The 17,313-nt window shown below is 42.7% G+C and carries 12 protein-coding genes; 4 read left to right on the top strand and 8 right to left on the bottom strand.

Annotated features, from left to right (window positions below):
• The first annotated feature begins 7 nt into the window (after positions 1–7).
• The 3 genes from LRS05_RS03905 (at position 8) to LRS05_RS03895 (ending at position 1,873) form a co-directional block, all read left to right on the top strand.
• Complete coding sequence (locus LRS05_RS03905) at positions 8–1,216, top strand: aminopeptidase C (protein ID WP_257867125.1); 1,209 nt, start codon at positions 8–10, stop codon at positions 1,214–1,216.
• Between the two features lie 76 nt (positions 1,217–1,292).
• Positions 1,293–1,631: a hypothetical protein gene (locus tag LRS05_RS03900; RefSeq protein ID WP_257867124.1), complete on the top strand. Its 339-nt coding sequence runs from the start codon at positions 1,293–1,295 to the stop codon at positions 1,629–1,631.
• A gap of 77 nt (positions 1,632–1,708) precedes the next feature.
• Positions 1,709–1,873 (top strand): hypothetical protein, encoded by a 165-nt coding sequence (locus LRS05_RS03895; RefSeq protein WP_257867123.1) that lies wholly within the window; start codon positions 1,709–1,711, stop codon positions 1,871–1,873.
• A 50-nt stretch (positions 1,874–1,923) separates the two neighbouring features.
• Here LRS05_RS03895 and LRS05_RS03890 read toward each other — a convergent pair whose 3' ends face one another.
• The 7 genes from LRS05_RS03890 to pdxA all read right to left on the bottom strand — a co-directional run bounded on the left by LRS05_RS03890 (position 1,924) and on the right by pdxA (position 7,421).
• Entirely contained in the window at positions 1,924–2,301 is a 378-nt protein-coding gene (locus tag LRS05_RS03890; RefSeq protein ID WP_257867122.1) for a hypothetical protein, read from the bottom strand.
• An 83-nt stretch (positions 2,302–2,384) separates the two neighbouring features.
• Complete coding sequence (accC, locus tag LRS05_RS03885; RefSeq protein ID WP_257867121.1) at positions 2,385–3,731, bottom strand: acetyl-CoA carboxylase biotin carboxylase subunit; 1,347 nt, start codon at positions 3,729–3,731, stop codon at positions 2,385–2,387.
• A gap of 89 nt (positions 3,732–3,820) precedes the next feature.
• Positions 3,821–4,315 carry an acetyl-CoA carboxylase biotin carboxyl carrier protein gene (gene accB, locus LRS05_RS03880; protein WP_257867120.1) on the bottom strand — a complete coding sequence of 165 codons (495 nt, stop codon included), beginning with the start codon at positions 4,313–4,315 and terminating at the stop codon, positions 3,821–3,823.
• Positions 4,316–4,332: 17 nt separating this feature from the next.
• Positions 4,333–5,340, bottom strand: a complete 1,008-nt coding sequence (locus LRS05_RS03875; protein ID WP_257867119.1) for a beta-ketoacyl-ACP synthase III — start codon at positions 5,338–5,340, stop codon at positions 4,333–4,335.
• 163 nt (positions 5,341–5,503) lie between these two features.
• A complete protein-coding gene (rpmF, locus tag LRS05_RS03870; RefSeq protein WP_257867118.1) occupies positions 5,504–5,698 on the bottom strand; it encodes a 50S ribosomal protein L32 in 195 nt (64 codons plus the stop codon).
• 13 nt (positions 5,699–5,711) lie between these two features.
• Positions 5,712–6,245, bottom strand: coding sequence for a DUF177 domain-containing protein (locus LRS05_RS03865; RefSeq protein ID WP_257867117.1), 534 nt, complete (start codon positions 6,243–6,245; stop codon positions 5,712–5,714).
• 120 nt (positions 6,246–6,365) lie between these two features.
• Positions 6,366–7,421, bottom strand: coding sequence for a 4-hydroxythreonine-4-phosphate dehydrogenase PdxA (pdxA, locus tag LRS05_RS03860; RefSeq protein WP_257867116.1), 1,056 nt, complete (start codon positions 7,419–7,421; stop codon positions 6,366–6,368).
• A 49-nt stretch (positions 7,422–7,470) separates the two neighbouring features.
• Between pdxA and LRS05_RS03855 the strand changes: the two genes are divergently transcribed.
• Positions 7,471–8,061 carry a riboflavin synthase gene (locus LRS05_RS03855; RefSeq protein WP_257867115.1) on the top strand — a complete coding sequence of 197 codons (591 nt, stop codon included), beginning with the start codon at positions 7,471–7,473 and terminating at the stop codon, positions 8,059–8,061.
• A 67-nt stretch (positions 8,062–8,128) separates the two neighbouring features.
• On the opposite strand, the gene LRS05_RS03850 is transcribed toward LRS05_RS03855, so the two are convergent.
• Positions 8,129–17,047 (bottom strand): T9SS type B sorting domain-containing protein, encoded by an 8,919-nt coding sequence (locus tag LRS05_RS03850; protein ID WP_257867114.1) that lies wholly within the window; start codon positions 17,045–17,047, stop codon positions 8,129–8,131.
• Between the last annotated feature and the right edge of the window lie 266 nt (positions 17,048–17,313).

The following is a 17,313-nucleotide window of genomic DNA, read 5'->3' as shown; positions in this document are numbered from 1 at the left end:
CTAACGAATGAAAACGCTACACTACTCTCTTAAGCCGTATATAGCTGCAGGTCTATTGCTTGCAGGCTTTTCAACTATGTCTGCACAGGACTATCTGGTAAACTCACTTAAAAACAACCAGAGCGCCAATAGTAAAGATGCCTTTAAATTTACCGAGGTAATAAATATCGAGAATACACCCGTAAAAAACCAGGGATCTTCAGGCACATGCTGGAGCTACTCGGCCAACTCATTCCTTGAGTCAGAAATGATACGCATGGGCAAGCAGCCGGTAGAAATTTCGCAAATTTACACTGCCCGCAATGCTTATATTGAAAAAGGCAAAAACTACGTAAAAATGCATGGTGCTATTACGCTGGGTGATGGTGGTGCACTGCATGATGTTATTAATATGTACCGCAAGTATGGTGCGGTTCCGCAAAGCGTATATACCGGCCTTAATTACGGTACTGCCAATAATAAATTTGCCGAGATGGCTGCCATGGGCGAAGGCGTGCTTGCAGCTGCCGTGAAAAACCCTAACGGAGAGCTTAGCCCTAACTGGATAAAAGCCTATACTGCAGTAATTGATACTTATCTTGGCACCGTGCCTGAAAGCTTTGATTACAAAGGCAAAAAATATACACCGCAAACATTTGCAAAAGAAGTGGTAGGCATAAACCCTGATGATTATGTGGAAATTTCATCACTAAAAGAGCATCCGTATTACACCAAATTTGTACTTATGGTGCCTGACAACTGGTCGCTTGACCAGGTGTATAACGTAAAGATGAATGAGCTTACTGATATTATTGACGCTGCACTTAAAAAAGGCTACAGCGTTGCCTGGGCAGGTGATGTAAGCGAAAAAGGCTTCAGCTGGAAAAACGGCGTGGCGTATGTACCTGCAAAACCGTTTGCTGATATGACTGCCGAAGAGAAAGAGGGTTTATTTGCAGGCCCTAAAGCTGAACTTGAAATTACTGAGGAAATGCGCCAGGCAGCATTTGACAACTATACCACTACTGATGACCATGGCATGCACATCGTAGGCCTTACAAAAGACCAGAACGGTAAAGAATATTATATCATAAAGAACAGCTGGGGTGCTACTAATGACTACAAAGGTTATATGTACATGACAAAGAACTTTGTAAAGTACAAGACTACAGCTATCCTTTTGAACAAGGGCGGACTTACCAAAGACATGGCGAAAAAGCTCGATATAAAATCGTAATTGAATTAAAATATTTAAAAGTCCCGATTCCGGCAGGTTTCGGGACTTTTTTATACTTTCGCGCCAAATAAAATTTATGAAAAGGATACAATTACTATTGACTGTAGTGACATTATCTGTCACATCACTACTTTCGGCGCAGGAAGAAGGTGCAACTGTTGAAAAATCGTTATTTAATGTGCAGACCGGACCGGTAGGCATTTGGGTAAGTAACGAGTTAAGGCTTGCAGACCAGTTTGCCTTACGTACGGAGCTGGGACTGGAGCTAGGTATATATGGTGAAAATGAAAAGGGAGTGGAAGGAGCGTTTATGGCCCCATGTATAAGCATTGAGCCAAGGTGGTATTATAACCTGAAAAAACGCGCTGAGAAAGGCAAAAACATAGCTAAAAACAGTGCAAATATTATACAGTAGCGGTTAAGTTTTTCCCAGATACATTTACTATAGGCGGACATCCCGACAATATAAATGTACCTAACCAATTAAGCATTGTGCCGAAATGGATGATGAGGAGGCACATAGGCAGCAGTAATTTCAACTATGAGTTTGGAGGCGGTGTCGGGTATGTCGGATATTTGTCTGGTAAGAACAGTAATGTAGACTACGGTTCAAATCTCGCTGTTGATATCCATGCAAGGATAGGTTACACTTTTTAAATTCTCCTGGCCGGATATAAAAAAACCCTCACAATGTGAGGGTTTTTCATTTATTCTTCTTTTTCCTGGAAATGTTCACGCAGCTTTTTGCGATTTTCAGCTTTTGTAGCAACGTAGAGTTTTACTTGGTCAGCAGAAAGTACAGATTTTAATTTTGTGTCCCTGCTGTCGTCAAGCTCTTTTAGTTTTTTAGCTTTGTCAACCTTAGTCTTTGACGACTCTCTGTTTTCGATAGCCTTCTGTAAAAACTCCTTGTTAATGATAAACACTTTATCATACTGGCTTTCGTTTAGTGAAAGCTGCTCTTTCATGTTTTCGGTAATTTTCTTAGCTCCGGCAACAGCTTTGTCCTGCGCAGCCGCATTGATAGTGAAAGTAAGCATCAGCACAACAGCGCCGGCAAATTTTTTGATAAGATTAAAATTCATGTTTCGTTTTTTAGATTAATGACGGCATAGATACGAAAAAAACAGGAATAAAAAAATCCTCCGTTACTGCGGAGGATTTTTATTTATGCAGGGTCTTTCATTACAAAAGTTTCCATGAATTTTGTGGTATAGTTACCCGATATATAAGCCGGGTCATCCATAAGCTGCCTATGGAAAGGTATTGTTGTCTTAATACCTTCAATCACGAACTCATCAAGGGCGCGTTTCATTTTGTTAATCGCCTCTTCCCTGGTTTGCGCAGTAGTTATAAGCTTTGCAATCATTGAGTCGTAGTTAGGCGGAATAGTGTAGCCTGAATATACATGCGTATCAAGGCGTACCCCGTGCCCGCCCGGCATGTGAAGCGTAGTGATTTTTCCCGGTGATGGGCGGAAATCATTATATGGGTCTTCAGCATTGATACGGCACTCTATTGAATGCAGTTGCGGAAGGTAGTTCTTACCTGAAATTGGCACACCTGCAGCCACCATGATTTGCTCACGGATAAGGTCATAGTCAATAACCTGCTCGGTAATTGGGTGCTCTACCTGTATACGGGTGTTCATTTCCATGAAGTAGAAGTTCCTGTGCTTGTCTACAAGGAATTCAACCGTACCGGCACCTTCATATTTAATAAATTCAGCAGCCTTTACAGCAGCCTGGCCCATTTTCTCACGAAGCTCGTCTGTCATAAATGGTGACGGAGTCTCTTCAGTAAGCTTCTGGTGACGGCGCTGTACAGAACAATCCCTTTCAGAAAGGTGGCATGCCTTACCAAATGAATCGCCCACTACCTGAATTTCAATATGGCGTGGCTCTTCAATCAGTTTTTCCATGTACATACCGTCGTTACCGAAGGCAGCACCGGCTTCCTGCTTGGCACTTTCCCAAGCTTTCTGCAAATCTTCCTGCTTCCATACGGCACGCATACCTTTACCACCACCACCTGCAGTAGCCTTAAGCATTACAGGATATCCGAATTCTTTGGCAAGTTTCTCAGCATGCTCGTAAGATTCAAGAAGCCCGTCAGATCCCGGTACACATGGTACGCCTGCAGCTTTCATGGTTGCTTTGGCCGTGGCCTTGTCACCCATTTTGTCAATCATGTCAGGTGATGCACCGATAAATTTAATTCCGTGCTCAGCGCAAATCTTAGAGAACTTTGCATTCTCGCTAAGAAAGCCGTAGCCCGGATGTATAGCGTCTGCATTTGTAATCTCTGCCGCGGCAATAATATTTGATATTTTAAGGTAAGAAAGATTGCTTGGCGGCGGACCTATACATACGGCCTCGTCAGCAAACTTCACATGCAGGCTCTCAGCATCGGCAGTACTGTAAACAGCCACTGTCTTGATGCCCATTTCACGGCATGTCCTGATAACGCGGAGCGCAATCTCGCCCCTGTTTGCAATCAGTATTTTTTTAAACATAGTCTTTACAATTTTAAATTTTGAATGCTAAATTTTAAATCATTTAAATGCCGGAACATTTGGCATTTAAAATTCAAAATTTAAAATAATTAAGATGGATCTACTAAGAATAATGGCTGGTCAAATTCAACCGGTGATGAATCATCAACAAGCACTTTTACTATTTTACCTGATACTTCAGACTCAATTTCGTTGAAAAGCTTCATCGCCTCAATAACACAAACCACATCTCCTTTAGAGATTGAGGTGCCTACTTCTACAAACGGAGCTTTATCCGGAGATGGCTTGCGGTAAAGCGTCCCAATAATTGGCGATTTTATGGTAACATATTTAGAAGTATCATCGTTACCGCCTGCAGGCGCTGCAGGAGCTGATGGCGTTGCAGGTGCGCTTTGTGCCGGTGCGGCAGGCGCCTGTGGCATTGCCTGGGCTACAGGAATATGCTGAACATAAGTAGCTTCAGGGGCTGATCCCTCCATTGTGGTTTTTATGGTGATTTTAAAATCATCCATCTCTAATTTTACTTCTGTAGCACCAGATTTTGCTACAAATTTGATTAGGTTTTGAATTTCTCTAATATCCATACTTCCTGTTTTTGTTTTTAGTTTGTCTGTTTTTTATCGTATGCCCATTTCAAATAGATAGAACCCCATGTAAACCCGCCACCAAATGATGCGAATATAAGATTATCACCCTTTTTGAATTTGTGCTCAAAATCACTTAATAATAATGGCAGCGTAGCTGATGTAGTGTTACCGTACTTCTCGATATTTACCAGCACTTTTTCATCGGCAAGGCCCATGCGCTGTGATGTAGCATCTATAATGCGTTTGTTGGCCTGGTGCGATATGAGCCAGTCTACATCATCATTACTCAGGTTGTTCTTCTGCATGATGCGCTCACTGATGTCGGCCATGTTTGAAACCGCATATTTAAACACCGTTTTACCATCCTGGAAAACATAATGCTGCTTATTGGCAACAGTCTCTTCAGAGGCCGGCAATATAGAGCCACCCGCTTCAATCTTAAGGTATTCACGCCCTATGCCGTCACTCCTCAAAATCTCATCCTGGAAGCCAAAGCCTTCATGGTTAGGCTCAAAAAGCACACAACCTGCACCGTCTCCAAAGATGATGCAGGTTGCCCTGTCTGTATAATCGATAATAGATGACATTTTATCGGCACCTATTAGCAATACTTTTTTATAACGCCCTGTCTCAACATAAGCAGATGCTGTACTCATGCCATATAGAAAGCTTGAGCATGCCGCCTGCAGGTCATATGCAAAGGCATTTACGGCGCCTATCTGGGTGGCCACATATACGGCAGTTGCTGCCACAGGCATATCAGGCGTTGCTGTTGCTACTAATACGCAGTCAATTTCAGCGGGATTAAGCCCTGATTTTTCAATAAGATTTTCAGCAGCTTTTATAGCAAGATAAGAAGTCCCTTTGTCTTTATCTTTTAAGATGCGCCTTTCCTTTATGCCGGTACGCGATGTTATCCACTCATCATTGGTGTCAACCATAGTTTCAAGCACTTTGTTTGACAATATAAATTCCGGAACATAGGCACCAACAGCTGTAATGGCAGCAGTTATTTTACTCATACGGATATAATTTTCAATTCAATACCGTGCGGTTTGAAAAGTTGTGGAAATTACAAAAAAATTGCAAAACCAAGCAATATTCAACCTGTTTTATTTAAAACGCAGCTTATTTAAGCGAAAAAACTCCCACATTGTGAGAGTTTTGCTCATATATTTTCTGCAATTATGCTACAGCTTCTGCCTTGTCTATAACAACCTGGCCCCTGTAGTACATTTTTCCTTCATGCCAGTAAGCCCTGTGGTAAAGGTGCGCTTCGCCGGTTACCGGGCAAGTAGCGATTTGAGGAGCAGTTGCTTTATAGTGTGTCCTTCTTTTGTCTCTTCTCGTTTTCGAGGTTTTTCTCTTAGGATGTGCCATTTTACTATCTTATTTATCCGTTTAACAGTTTTTTTAATTCGTCCCACCGGGGGTCAGTACTCTTTTCTTCTTCTTTATGTTCTTCTTTAGGCGCCAGCTCGTTTAGTTTCTCAACAATATCTGCCGCCACTGTTCCGTCTTTAATTCCGGGATGTACCCTTTTTGTGGGAACCGAAAGCACAATCATTTCATAGATATATTGTGCCACATCAACCTGATATTCGCCATGCGGCAGTATCAGCATCTCGTCATTATCGTCGTTATACTCATCACCAAACTTCACAATCAGGTCGAGCTTGCCCTTTACAGGCAGGTCGAAATCTTCATTTGAAATATCGCACGGTACATTTACAGTTCCGCTGTGCTTAAAGCTAAGCTCAAGCATGGTGATTTTCTTATCCAGTACAAGGTCTACTTTGATATTTGCGTCATTAAACTCATCAAAATCAAAGGCCTCAAAGAACGTTTTATTAATCTGAAATTCAAACTGGTGCTTCCCCTGTTTTAATCCCGCAAACGGAATCAAAAATTCTTTATTCGCTTTCATTTTCCAGTATGATTAAATTTCGCCACTATTATATGCGCAACTCGTTTTGCCACAATAGTTTTGAGCGTGCAAAGATATAAATTTATTGTAATTACACCACAGTTACCAACATTTTTTTGTTTATAACGGCTTTTCTTTTGTTTTAAGCGGATTACTGTTAAGCTCAGCATATTCCTGCCTGTGCTGGTAAACATCAAGGGCAAGGTAAACTGCCTCCTTAAATGAGTTATAATCGGCCTGGCCTTTGCCTGCAATTTCATAACCTGTGCCATGGTCGGGCGAAGTTCTGATGCCGCTAAGCCCGGCCGTATAATTCACTCCCTTGCCAAAGGAAAGGGTTTTGAACGGAATAAGACCCTGGTCATGATAGGCAGCAATTACGGCATCATATTTTTCATACTGGCCGCTGCCAAAAAAACTATCTGCAGAATAGGGCCCAAACACCAGCACGCCATCTTCATAAAGCTTTTTAAGCGCAGGTCGCAGCACTTTATCATCTTCAGTACCTATCACACCATTATCTCCGCAGTGCGGGTTTACACCTAATACAGCAATCTTAGGCTTGCTAATCCTGAAGTCCTGCTTTAATGATTTATGTATAGTGATAATCTTTTTGCGGATGAGCGCTTCAGTAAGGTGGGCTGTCACTTCATTTACCGGTATATGGTCTGTAAGAAGGCCGACACGCAGGTTGTCCTGCACCATAAGCATGAGCGCATCACCATCCAGTTCCTGGTTAAGATAATCAGTATGTCCGGGGAATTTAAAATCTTCCGCCTGTATGTTATATTTATTTATTGGCGCCGTAATAAGCACATCAATCTGTTTTTCCTTCAAAGCTTTTGTTGCTGCTGTAAAAGATTGAATCGCATGCCGGCCGGCTGCTTCATCATTTTGCCCGAAATTAATGTTTACAGGGTCGCGCCACACGTTAAGCACATTTATCTTGCCCGGCACAAGCTGTTCCAGGGAATCTATACCGTGGAAGTTAATTTCAGGAGTAATGTTCAGTGTTTTTTTTATGAACGAAAGCAGCTTTACGTTGGCAAAAATTACAGGGGTACACATCTCGAGCATACGGTTATCTTCAAATGTTTTGAGGATAACTTCGCTGCCTATACCATTAAGGTCGCCTATTGATATACCTGCAATTACATTCTGTGCTTTCTTTGTCATAATGGCTTATATGCTTACTTTTGAACTACAAATTTAGTAAAATAAAAGGATGTTTACAGGAATAATAGAAACCTTCGGGATAATAGAAAATATACGTGAGGAAGGCGATAACAGGCATTTTACATTAAAGTCACCCATAACACATGAACTTAAGATTGACCAGAGTGTGGCGCACAACGGCGTATGCTTAACTGTAGTTGCTATTGAAGGCGACACTTATACTGTTACCGCCATAAAAGAAACGCTAAGTAAAACCAACCTTGGACAGTGGAAAACAGGGCAAAAAGTAAACCTGGAGCGAGCCATGAAACTCGGAGACAGGCTTGACGGACACATTGTACAGGGCCATACCGACCAAACCGGCACATGCACCGAAATAAGAGAAGCGGCAGGCAGCTGGTATTTTACCTTTGAATATGATCCAGGGTATAACAACATTACAATCGAGAAAGGGTCGATTACTATAAACGGTGTAAGCCTTACCGTAGTTGATTCAAAAGACAACAGCTTTAGCGTAGCAATCATTCCGTATACTTATGAGCACACCAATTTCCATGAATTTGAAGTTGGTACAACCGTTAACCTTGAGTTTGATGTAATTGGGAAGTATGTAGCCCGTATTGAAGCCCTGCGCAGATAAATTATTTTCTTTCATAACAAATCAGGGCTGCCAAATGGCAGCCCTGATCGCTTTTATAATTTAAGTATTACCTCTTCAGCGAGAAGTGTGATTTAAATTCTTTAGTTACATACACTCCATCAACTTCTTCCTGGTATTCAACGGTAAACCAGTAGTCATCAGCAGGCAGCGGGCTACCCATAAAGGTACCGTCCCATCCGTCACCTTCAGACGCTATTTGCTTCACAAGCTTACCATAACGGTCAAAGATGTAAATTTTAGCATACTTGTTATTGTTTGCATCGCTAAGCCCTACAATATTCCATTTGTCATTAAATCCGTCATTGTTTGGCGTAAAGAAGGTAGGATAATCAATAACACTAACTTCAATCTCAATGTCACCACATGACGGTTTACCTGCCTTAACATCACGAACTTCTACCGTTTGTTTACCAAATGGCACATTTGTAAACACATTACTTGTTTGCCAAGGACCGTTGCCTAACCTGTATTCATATTCACCATGCCCTACAATGTTAACTGTAATCACCTGTGTATCACTGAAGGCATTTGTTACAGTATAGCCTGTTTCACCTGCAGGTATAGCAGCCGGACCAGATTTGATTACAGTAAATACCGGGCTCGGCAATGACTGGCAAGCAAGTGTAGACGGGCTCTTAACAACAACTGTGTAGGCACCCTCAACTTCGGCTTCGTAGAAATCAGCTGTACCCACTGATGTAGTACCACGGAACCACTCATACGTATAACCCGGCCCTAAGTTTGGCGCACGAAGAATAACACTACTTAATACAACGTTTGTACCATATTCAATACAGACTTTGTTTAGATCACCGTCAGACTCAATGATTGGCACAGGAAGGCGTTCTACAACAATATTAATATTGCGGTAAGCACGGCAAGGCTCTTGTGAGTTTGTATTAGTTACAACAGCCCATATTGACACTAAATCAGGGAAATCTGTATTAACAAAAGCACCCGGCGTTGCTATTGGTATTGCACCGCTAACAGTTCTTGGGTCTACTGTATAATAATCAACAGTAAATTGCGGAGTAGGCTGAGTTCCTAATATGTCGCTGTCAAGTGAACTTAGGTTAAGCGTTACCACACCATCATTGGCTCCCTGAGTATCACATGTATCAAGGCTGGTTGTCGGAACATTGGCAACAGCACCGGGATCAATGTAAAGCATCATGTCTTTTATTGTGATACATCCCGTAGCTATATTTTCAACCCGTACCCAAATCTGTCTTGAAGGAACGTTACTAATATATTGGTTTGGCAATGCGGTAGTACCTGCCTGAGCCAATGCCTGTGTTGCAAAGAATTTAACTGTAAACTGTGTTGCATCCTGCCCAACAAGTATCTTAGGTATGTGGCTGTTAAGTAAGAATGTTGCTGTACCTATATACGGCACTTGGCAGTCTGAAAGTGGCGCAATAATGCCTGTTACAGGGTCACCCAGTACCGGTACAGGATTCACTACAATTGGCAACTCTGTTACCCTATAGCATCCCGGGTCAGCAGGATTGCCTGTGTTGGCCTGCATCCTTACATAAATAGTTGCAGTACCGCTTATATGGCCTGTTGTATTTGTTATAGCGTTTATTCCGGCCTCTGCATCAGCAGCTGATGTATGGTAAGACAGCAGCGCTGTATTATCTCCATTCCTTATATCGGCAGCAGCATCCGTCAGGTTAAATACCGCCTGCCCTGCTACTGGTAATGTAGGGTCTTCACATTCTTCAAGTGCATCCGGAGTCATATCCGGCATTGGGTTTGGCAATACACGTATTGTCATTGTTGTGAAAGACTTACACCCGCCCAAGCTTGTAGCCACCACAAATAATGTTTGTGGGTTATTCGTAGCAGGATTAGTATAAGCTGCAGGATTCAGAATCTGTGTAAAACTGCCCGGTGAGGTTATTGGGTTGATGTTGCCCGGCGTTGATAGATTCTTAGTAAAATACGTCAGTACAAAGCCCTGGCCCACACCAAACGGGCCTAATATCTCATTCTCTTTTACTGTAAGGTCAAACTCGCGGCTGCCATCATTTGGCAGGTCCTTATTGTCACACAGTGTAAGCGGTGTTGGGCTAGTTAACACAAGTGGAACATCAACATTTACAGTAAAGCTCTCTATACCGAAACATCCCTGAGCATCAATAACCCTTACCCATATTTCCTGACCGTTAAATGCCAGGTATGTTGATGGGGTAACAATACGTGGTGAGCCTATTTGGGCATTTGCCAAAGATGTGAAATAATGAATGGTCACTCCTGTACCTAATGCGGCTTGTATTGTTGCAGTGTTTGGAACTGTCAGGTTTACAATAGTTTCACCATTTACAATCGCATCAGTATCACATACATTGATGTCAGCAAGATCCGGCACCTGAGGTGATGGGTTAACATATAGCTTAAACTGCTGCCAGTATGCCACACACCCGGTAATAGTGTTAACCGCCCTTACATAAATTACTTGTTCCGGAGTTACTTCGTTAGGATATGTTGTAAGGTTAGTTATAGCGTTAAGGCCTGATTGCGCATCCTGAGGCGTTTCGTGCAGCGTAATCTGTATGTTGCTGCCACCGTTCAGCATGTTGTTCATTAAAGCCTGTAGATTGAATTGTACAAATCCGTCTCCGTCAGGGTCACACATTGTAGTCTCAGATGCCAAAGGCATTAGCAGCAATGGTAACGGCTCTACCCTAATATCCATAAGCACTACCCTGAAGCAGTTTGTCACTGCGTTCTCTACCCTTACAAACAATGTTTGCACTGTCTGCTGATTAGTATATGTTGCAGGGTTGGTTATAGCGCCGGTATCAGCAATAGCAGCAGCCATTGTTGTATGGAAAGTAACATTTACACCAGTTGCGCCACCTGTAATTTCAGCAATCTTAGAATTAAGATTAAATACCTCACGCTCATCATTTGCCGGCCCTGTAACATCACAAAGAGTGTAAGGTACAGGCGTGTTAGCAACCGGAAGCGGATTAACAATAAGGTTGAGCGGTACTATATCATAGCATCTTGTTGCCTGAGTAGTATTTGTAACCCTTACATATATGGTTTTTGTATCACTATTGTAACTATTAGGGTTAGGAATAGCATTTGTACCTGCCTGTGCATTAGTCAGGTTCTCGTAGAAGGTAACGCTGAACTGCGCCGGATTCATTGAGCCGAGTACCTGTGCATTTACGTCTGTCAATTTGAATATTGCAAAGCCGTCACCATCTTCACCGTCACATACCTGAAGGTCATCAGGCTCGGTAGCAATTGGCCTCGGGTTTACCGTCAACTGTAGCGGAACGATACTAAAACAGTCTGAAACTGTTGAGTAAACCCTAATATACAATGTTTGGCTACCTGCCTGAATATTGGTATATGCTCCAGGATTAGCTATTGGAAGGCCACCTGCAACCGAAGCCTGCTCCGGTGTCTCATGTATTGAAACTGCAGTATCAGGCTGTCCGCCAAGCGCTTGCACAAGTGCTGGGTTTAAGTTAAATATCGCCTGGTTACCCGCGTCATCAATACTGCACTCTTCAAGCGGTGTCGGCACTATTACCAGTGGCGCCGTAATGATTGTTACCCTGAACATATCCTGATCTGTACAAGCAGGGTTTGTAGCGGCCGCAGCCCACACATAAATATCCTGAGTAGTTGTAATTGGCGTACCTGCCGGAAGCTGTGTTCCGGTGCCATTAGGACCTGTATAGTAATTGCCCAAAGCCAGCGGAGGCAGCGTATAAACACCACATATGGTTATATTGGCAGGAGCTGTTACATCAACCACATTAGAGTTTACGTAAAAACTGTGCTGTTTAGGACAAAGCGCACCTGGACCGTTTGATGCATATACATATATGGTTTGCGGGGTTGAAATTGATGTACCTGCCGCAAGCAATGTACCTGTACCATTAGGCCCGGTATAGTACTGGCCAACTGTTCCTGCGGCCATTGTAGGCAGTACAAAAGGATTATTACATCTTGTCACATTTGTTTGCGACTCATCAATCACAGGTGTTTGATAAATTGTGAATGTGAATGGCTTTTCATCAGGACATGTAAGCCTTCCTGTTGTCTCTCCATAAACGTAAAATGTATGGGTACCCGGTGTTGTGAATACAGTACCCGGCAGTATTTCAGGGTTTGTAGGGCTTGGGCCGCCAGATTGTGCATAATATTTACCAACTGTAAGCGGCTGGAAAGTATAGCTGTCACAATGCAACGTGCCGGTTGGCACCTGGTCAACATCTATTGAGAATATCTCTACAAGGAAGCTGTTTTCTGTAAAGCAGTTAGGTATAGTGCCTGTTTCTGCATAAATATAAATTGTTTGGGTTGTAGTAATTACATCGCCTGGATTAAGCTGAACACCAGTTCCGTGAGGGCCATTAGGCGCTGTCCAGTATGTACCAACAATCAGATTTTGCAACGTATAGCTATTACACGCGGGGACGTCTGACCTTGCATCGGCAATAGGTGTATAATTAATAGTAACTGTAAAGCTGTCTTCGCTAATACAGTTTGGCGAAGTAGCGCTTTCTGCATAAACGTAGATTGTTTCTGAAGTTGTTACTATATGTCCGGCAGGTAAAACTGTACCTGTACCTCCAGGGCCTGTACGATATTGGCCAACAGTTAGTGCAGGCAGCTCATAACTGTCACATCTTACAATATTACTTACAGGTGCAAGTACCGGTGAGTTATATATAGTCACGGTGAATTTAATATTATCCAGGCAGCTTCCCGGCGCTGTACCAGGCATAAATACATACACATCTTGTGTTGATGTAATTACGTCACCTGCGTTGAGCTGTGTACCGCTTCCGGCAGGCCCTGTAAAGTAAGCGCCAAATGGCGGGGCAGGCAGCGTATAGCTGTCACACTGGGCAACGTCTGCTGGTGAACCCGGGTTTATAAGTATATTAAATGTATGTTCTGCTACACAGTTTGGTGTACCACCTGTTTGTGCAAATATGTACAGTTGTGTAGTTTCTGTTATTACCTGTCCGGCAGAAAGCGCAGTACCACCACCACCGGGTGCTGTAAAGTAGTTTCCTGCTGTTAGAGCCGGTAGCGTGTATGGGCCACATGAACCAACGTTTGCAGGGGTATCAATTGGCGGAGCCGGCTTAATAGTCACTGTAAAGTCTTCCTGATCAGTACATATAGGCGCTGTAGTTGTAGCAGCATAAATGTATATTGTTTGTGTAGTATTTATAACCGTACCTGCAGGTATTTCTGTTCCGGTACCGTTTGGCCCTGTATAATATTTACCTTCTGCTAAAACAGGCAGCGTGAATCCGTCAGCCGCACATACAAGCTGGTCAGGTATGTCATTCACTGTAATATCGCGTATCTGCACAAGGAAGCTATTTTCTGCAGCACAGTTAAGGCCTGCATTAGATGTGTTATACACATAAATCATTTGTGTAGATGTGATAACCTGGCCTGCATTCAGCAAAGTACCCGTACCGCCCGGACCCGTATAGTAATTACCATTACTAAGCGCCGGAAGCGTATAGTTATTACAAATATCCTGATCTGCAGGGTCATCAACCGGAACCTGAGGCAGTATTGTTACAATAAAGCTGTTATTATCACTACAATTGCCGCCAGTACCCGAAGTAACTGGGGAATATACAAAAATCTCCTGTGATGTCATTATTGGTGTGCCCGCCGGGATAATTGTACCTCCGCCTGCTGCTGCAGTACGGTAGAACCTGTTTGCAGGAAGTGACGGCAGCGTATAGCTTTCGCAAGCTGTAACATCTGCCGGTGCGATATCACCTGTAATAATTGTCACTGTAAATGTACGCTGTGTACCACAACCTGCCAAAGCAGGGTTTTCAGCCCATACTCTTATCGTCTGGGTGGCAGTTATTGAAGTTCCGGCAGGAATCTCAATATTTGTTGGGCTAGGTGGGCCAGGATTAGGATAATATTTACCAACAGATAATGCTGGCAGCGTATAGCTGTTACAAGCTGTTACATTTGGTATGTTTGCTACAACCGGCCTCGGCACAACATCAACAACATAACTTTCTTCTACAATACATTGTGGCGTAGTAGTACTTACAGCCCTTATATAAATTGTTCTTGTCGTTGTAATATTAGCGCCCGGCTGAAGCTGTGTGCCTGTACCGTTAGGGCCTGTATAATAATTGCCCACAGAAAGTGCAGGAAGTGTATAGCTTTCACACACTGTCTGGTTTCCCGGGTTTGTAATATTAATTATTGTAACAGTAAATGACCTTGGCACGCTCTCACAGCCTGTTACAGGATCTACAGCATAGGCATGGATTTGCTGTGTGGCTGTTATCGCTGTTCCGGCGGGAATCATAGTACCACCACCGTTTGGAGCAGTATAGTAGTTTCCTACAGGAAGCGCAGGCAGCGTATAACTGTTACATGCTGTTACATTTGCAATAGGAGGTATATTTGGACGTGGGTTTATTGTAATACTCCACTCAAATTGAGCGCTGCATGTAGGGTCGGTAGGACTCACAGCATAAATATAAACCGTCATAGTTGTGGTTATACTAGCTCCCGGATTCAGCTGGGTGCCTGTACCGTTAGGGCCTGTAAAATAATTACCAACAGTTATAGGTGGTAAAAACGTGTTTCCGCATGCTACCCTCGGATTTCTTGGTACTATATTGATATTTGTAACTGTGATAGTAAACGGGTCACTAGATTTATTACAAGACGGGTTAGCCGGGTTGGCATTATACACATATAACGTCTGCGTAGATGTAATCTGGGTACCTGCAGCTATAACGGTACCGGTACCGTTAGGGCCGGTACGGTAGCTCTCACCACCCGGTAATGCAGGCAAAGTATATGGGCCGCAAGAGTTAACATTTGCAGGCTGGGTTACAGTAGGCTGAGTTGTAATAGTAACCGTAAATGATGTATTTTGGGTACAAGAGGCTGCACTCGGTATATAGTAATATATTGTAGTGTTAGCTGTAATAGCTGTGCCAGCCGGTATTATATTACCTCCGCCTCCGGGTGCATCACGATATTCTCCAACTTCAAGAGCTTCCAGTATATAGCTTTGGCATCCAACTTTATTTGAAGGTACTGAAGCTGCAGTAATTATATTAACCTGAACCGTGCTTTGGTTATAACATGGAGGTGTATCTGCAGTTTGCGACCTTATGTAAAGCAGTTGTGATGTAGTAATTACTGTGCCTGCAGTATACATTGTTCCTGAACCGCCAATACCTGTGTAGTAATTAGCATTAGGTATGGCCGGAAGTGTATAACTATTACATGAATTTACAGTTGAAGGTGCCGGCAGCGGTGCCAGCGGCCTCACAACAAGATTAAACTGCGTAATCACAAAACAATTTGAATCACCTGTTTTTTGAATACGTATATAAATTGTTTGCGATGTGCCTGTAAAACTTTCCGGGTTGGTTATTGGCGATGTTCCAATTTGGGCTGCAGGTAAAGATGTAAAAAACAGCACTTGGTTTTCTGTATTAGATTGTGCCCCAAGAGCTATTACACCTTGCTGAACCATATTAAAAACAGCATTGTTTGCACCCTGGTCACTCTCGCAAAGCGTAAGATTCGGCGGTGTCGTGGCAGTTGGAGGCGGTGATGTCAATAACTGGAACTGGCGGATAGCCGCACATCCGTTAGGGAGTTCAACCCTTGCCCATATTATTGCGCCGCTCGCGCTTACATAGGTTGTAGGCAGGGCAGCTGTATCGGCATTAGCATTAGCTTCGGTTGCGTGATATGTTACAATTGTAGCAGGATCAAGGCCTTGCTTTAATATAGGGGTATTTATTGAAAGGTCATAGATATATGAACCTGAACCATTATCACATTTCAGCAGGTTGGTTGCCATAGGAGCCATAACCTCAGGCCTGTATTCAATTTTTATAGATTGTGTTGTAACGCAACTTATATCGGTGCGTGTTAATGTCACTGCATAATCACCTGGGGTTGTAACTGTAAGAGACGGGCCTGTTTGCCCGGCTATTGGCGATCCGCCGTTTCTTGTCCAGCTGAACTGGTATACACTCGGGTCAAGGTTAGTGTTTATGGTATAAGACTGCCCAAAGCACAAAGCATTGCCATTGGCAACAGTTAAATCCTGAGGGAATAATTTCTGGCCAAGGTTAAGGCTGCCTGCAGGAATAAACACCGCAGAGTCATAATCACCATCAGTGCCATCAGCGCCACCATCATCAGCTATCACAAAACGTATATGGTACTGCTGGTTTGGAACTATTGTAGCCGAAGCTTGCATTAATAACGTTTGCCCATTATAATTTGTTGGGGATGTTGCCGCAGCGCTGCCAACATTGAGTGAACCGAAAAAAGATGCATTTGCTGAAGGACAAGCCGAATTATATAGAATATTCCTTATCGTGCTTACAGTGATTGGTGTATTTGTTGAAGGAATTACAGCAACATTTTGCGTAATACCTGTTGCTACATTGGTAAGCAAAACTACAAAAGCATCATTTGAGGTACACTGGAATTCACCGTATTCATCTGATGCAAAAAGGAAATCAAATCCGAAATTTGGCGTATTTGGCACAAAATCAAACTCAAGTACTGTAGCATTTTTAGACTGCATTATAATACCTGCCGAAGCAAGTGCCGCTTCCAGACCTGCATCTCCACCCCAGGTAGTTGATGTATTACCGCCATTTAGCACTGAATTATTCGGCCCCGGCGACAGTACTGCCTGCCCGGTTGTTAATAACACCCCGCTCTGCTTTACATTAAATGCCGGATTGGTATTTTGATAATACGCCACACCGTTTGTAGATCCGAAAGTAGTTCCGGTCTTAACAGTTGGGTTAGTTATCTGCACAAGGCATGCATTATTCACAAGCACATTATTTACCAGTTGCGCCGGGGTGTGTGAATTAGGATTTACAGTGATAGCCTGTGAAAACCCTGCAATTGATGCCAATAAAATTAACGACAGTAAAATTTTTTTCATAGTTTCAAGCAATAGTTCAGTCTCCCTTTATAGTATGTGATGCTAATTTTAAAATCTTATAATCCAACCGGTTAAGCGAGCCGGCAAATATAAAACTAAAAGTTAAAGTTATTGTAATATATTAATATTTAAGGCTTTCTTATCAAAGTCATGTATTTTTTATATAATTCAAATTAAACCTCTTAAACCTTTTATATAATCTTTCTAATTCTAATCAAATTGAAACTTTTATTAAACATTATTCAATTATTAAATTATCGCTAATA

The organism is Flavobacterium sp. J372, assembly GCF_024699965.1.
GTDB lineage: Bacteria > Bacteroidota > Bacteroidia > Flavobacteriales > Flavobacteriaceae > Flavobacterium.
This window is presented reverse-complemented; position numbering and strand designations above follow the sequence as displayed.

Bases quoted from the DNA above. Each gene is read 5' to 3' on its own strand.
- accC (WP_257867121.1), bottom strand. From the start codon at position 3,731: ATGTTTAAAAAAATACTGATTGCAAACAGGGGCGAGATTGCGCTCCGC.
- LRS05_RS03865 (WP_257867117.1), bottom strand. From the start codon at position 6,245: ATGAAAGCGAATAAAGAATTTTTGATTCCGTTTGCGGGATTAAAACAG.
- LRS05_RS03905 (WP_257867125.1), top strand. From the start codon at position 8: ATGAAAACGCTACACTACTCTCTTAAGCCGTATATAGCTGCAGGTCTA.
- accB (WP_257867120.1), bottom strand. From the start codon at position 4,315: ATGGATATTAGAGAAATTCAAAACCTAATCAAATTTGTAGCAAAATCT.
- LRS05_RS03875 (WP_257867119.1), bottom strand. From the start codon at position 5,340: ATGAGTAAAATAACTGCTGCCATTACAGCTGTTGGTGCCTATGTTCCG.
- LRS05_RS03900 (WP_257867124.1), top strand. From the start codon at position 1,293: ATGAAAAGGATACAATTACTATTGACTGTAGTGACATTATCTGTCACA.
- LRS05_RS03855 (WP_257867115.1), top strand. From the start codon at position 7,471: ATGTTTACAGGAATAATAGAAACCTTCGGGATAATAGAAAATATACGT.
- LRS05_RS03850 (WP_257867114.1), bottom strand. From the start codon at position 17,047: ATGAAAAAAATTTTACTGTCGTTAATTTTATTGGCATCAATTGCAGGG.
- rpmF (WP_257867118.1), bottom strand. From the start codon at position 5,698: ATGGCACATCCTAAGAGAAAAACCTCGAAAACGAGAAGAGACAAAAGA.
- LRS05_RS03890 (WP_257867122.1), bottom strand. From the start codon at position 2,301: ATGAATTTTAATCTTATCAAAAAATTTGCCGGCGCTGTTGTGCTGATG.
- pdxA (WP_257867116.1), bottom strand. From the start codon at position 7,421: ATGACAAAGAAAGCACAGAATGTAATTGCAGGTATATCAATAGGCGAC.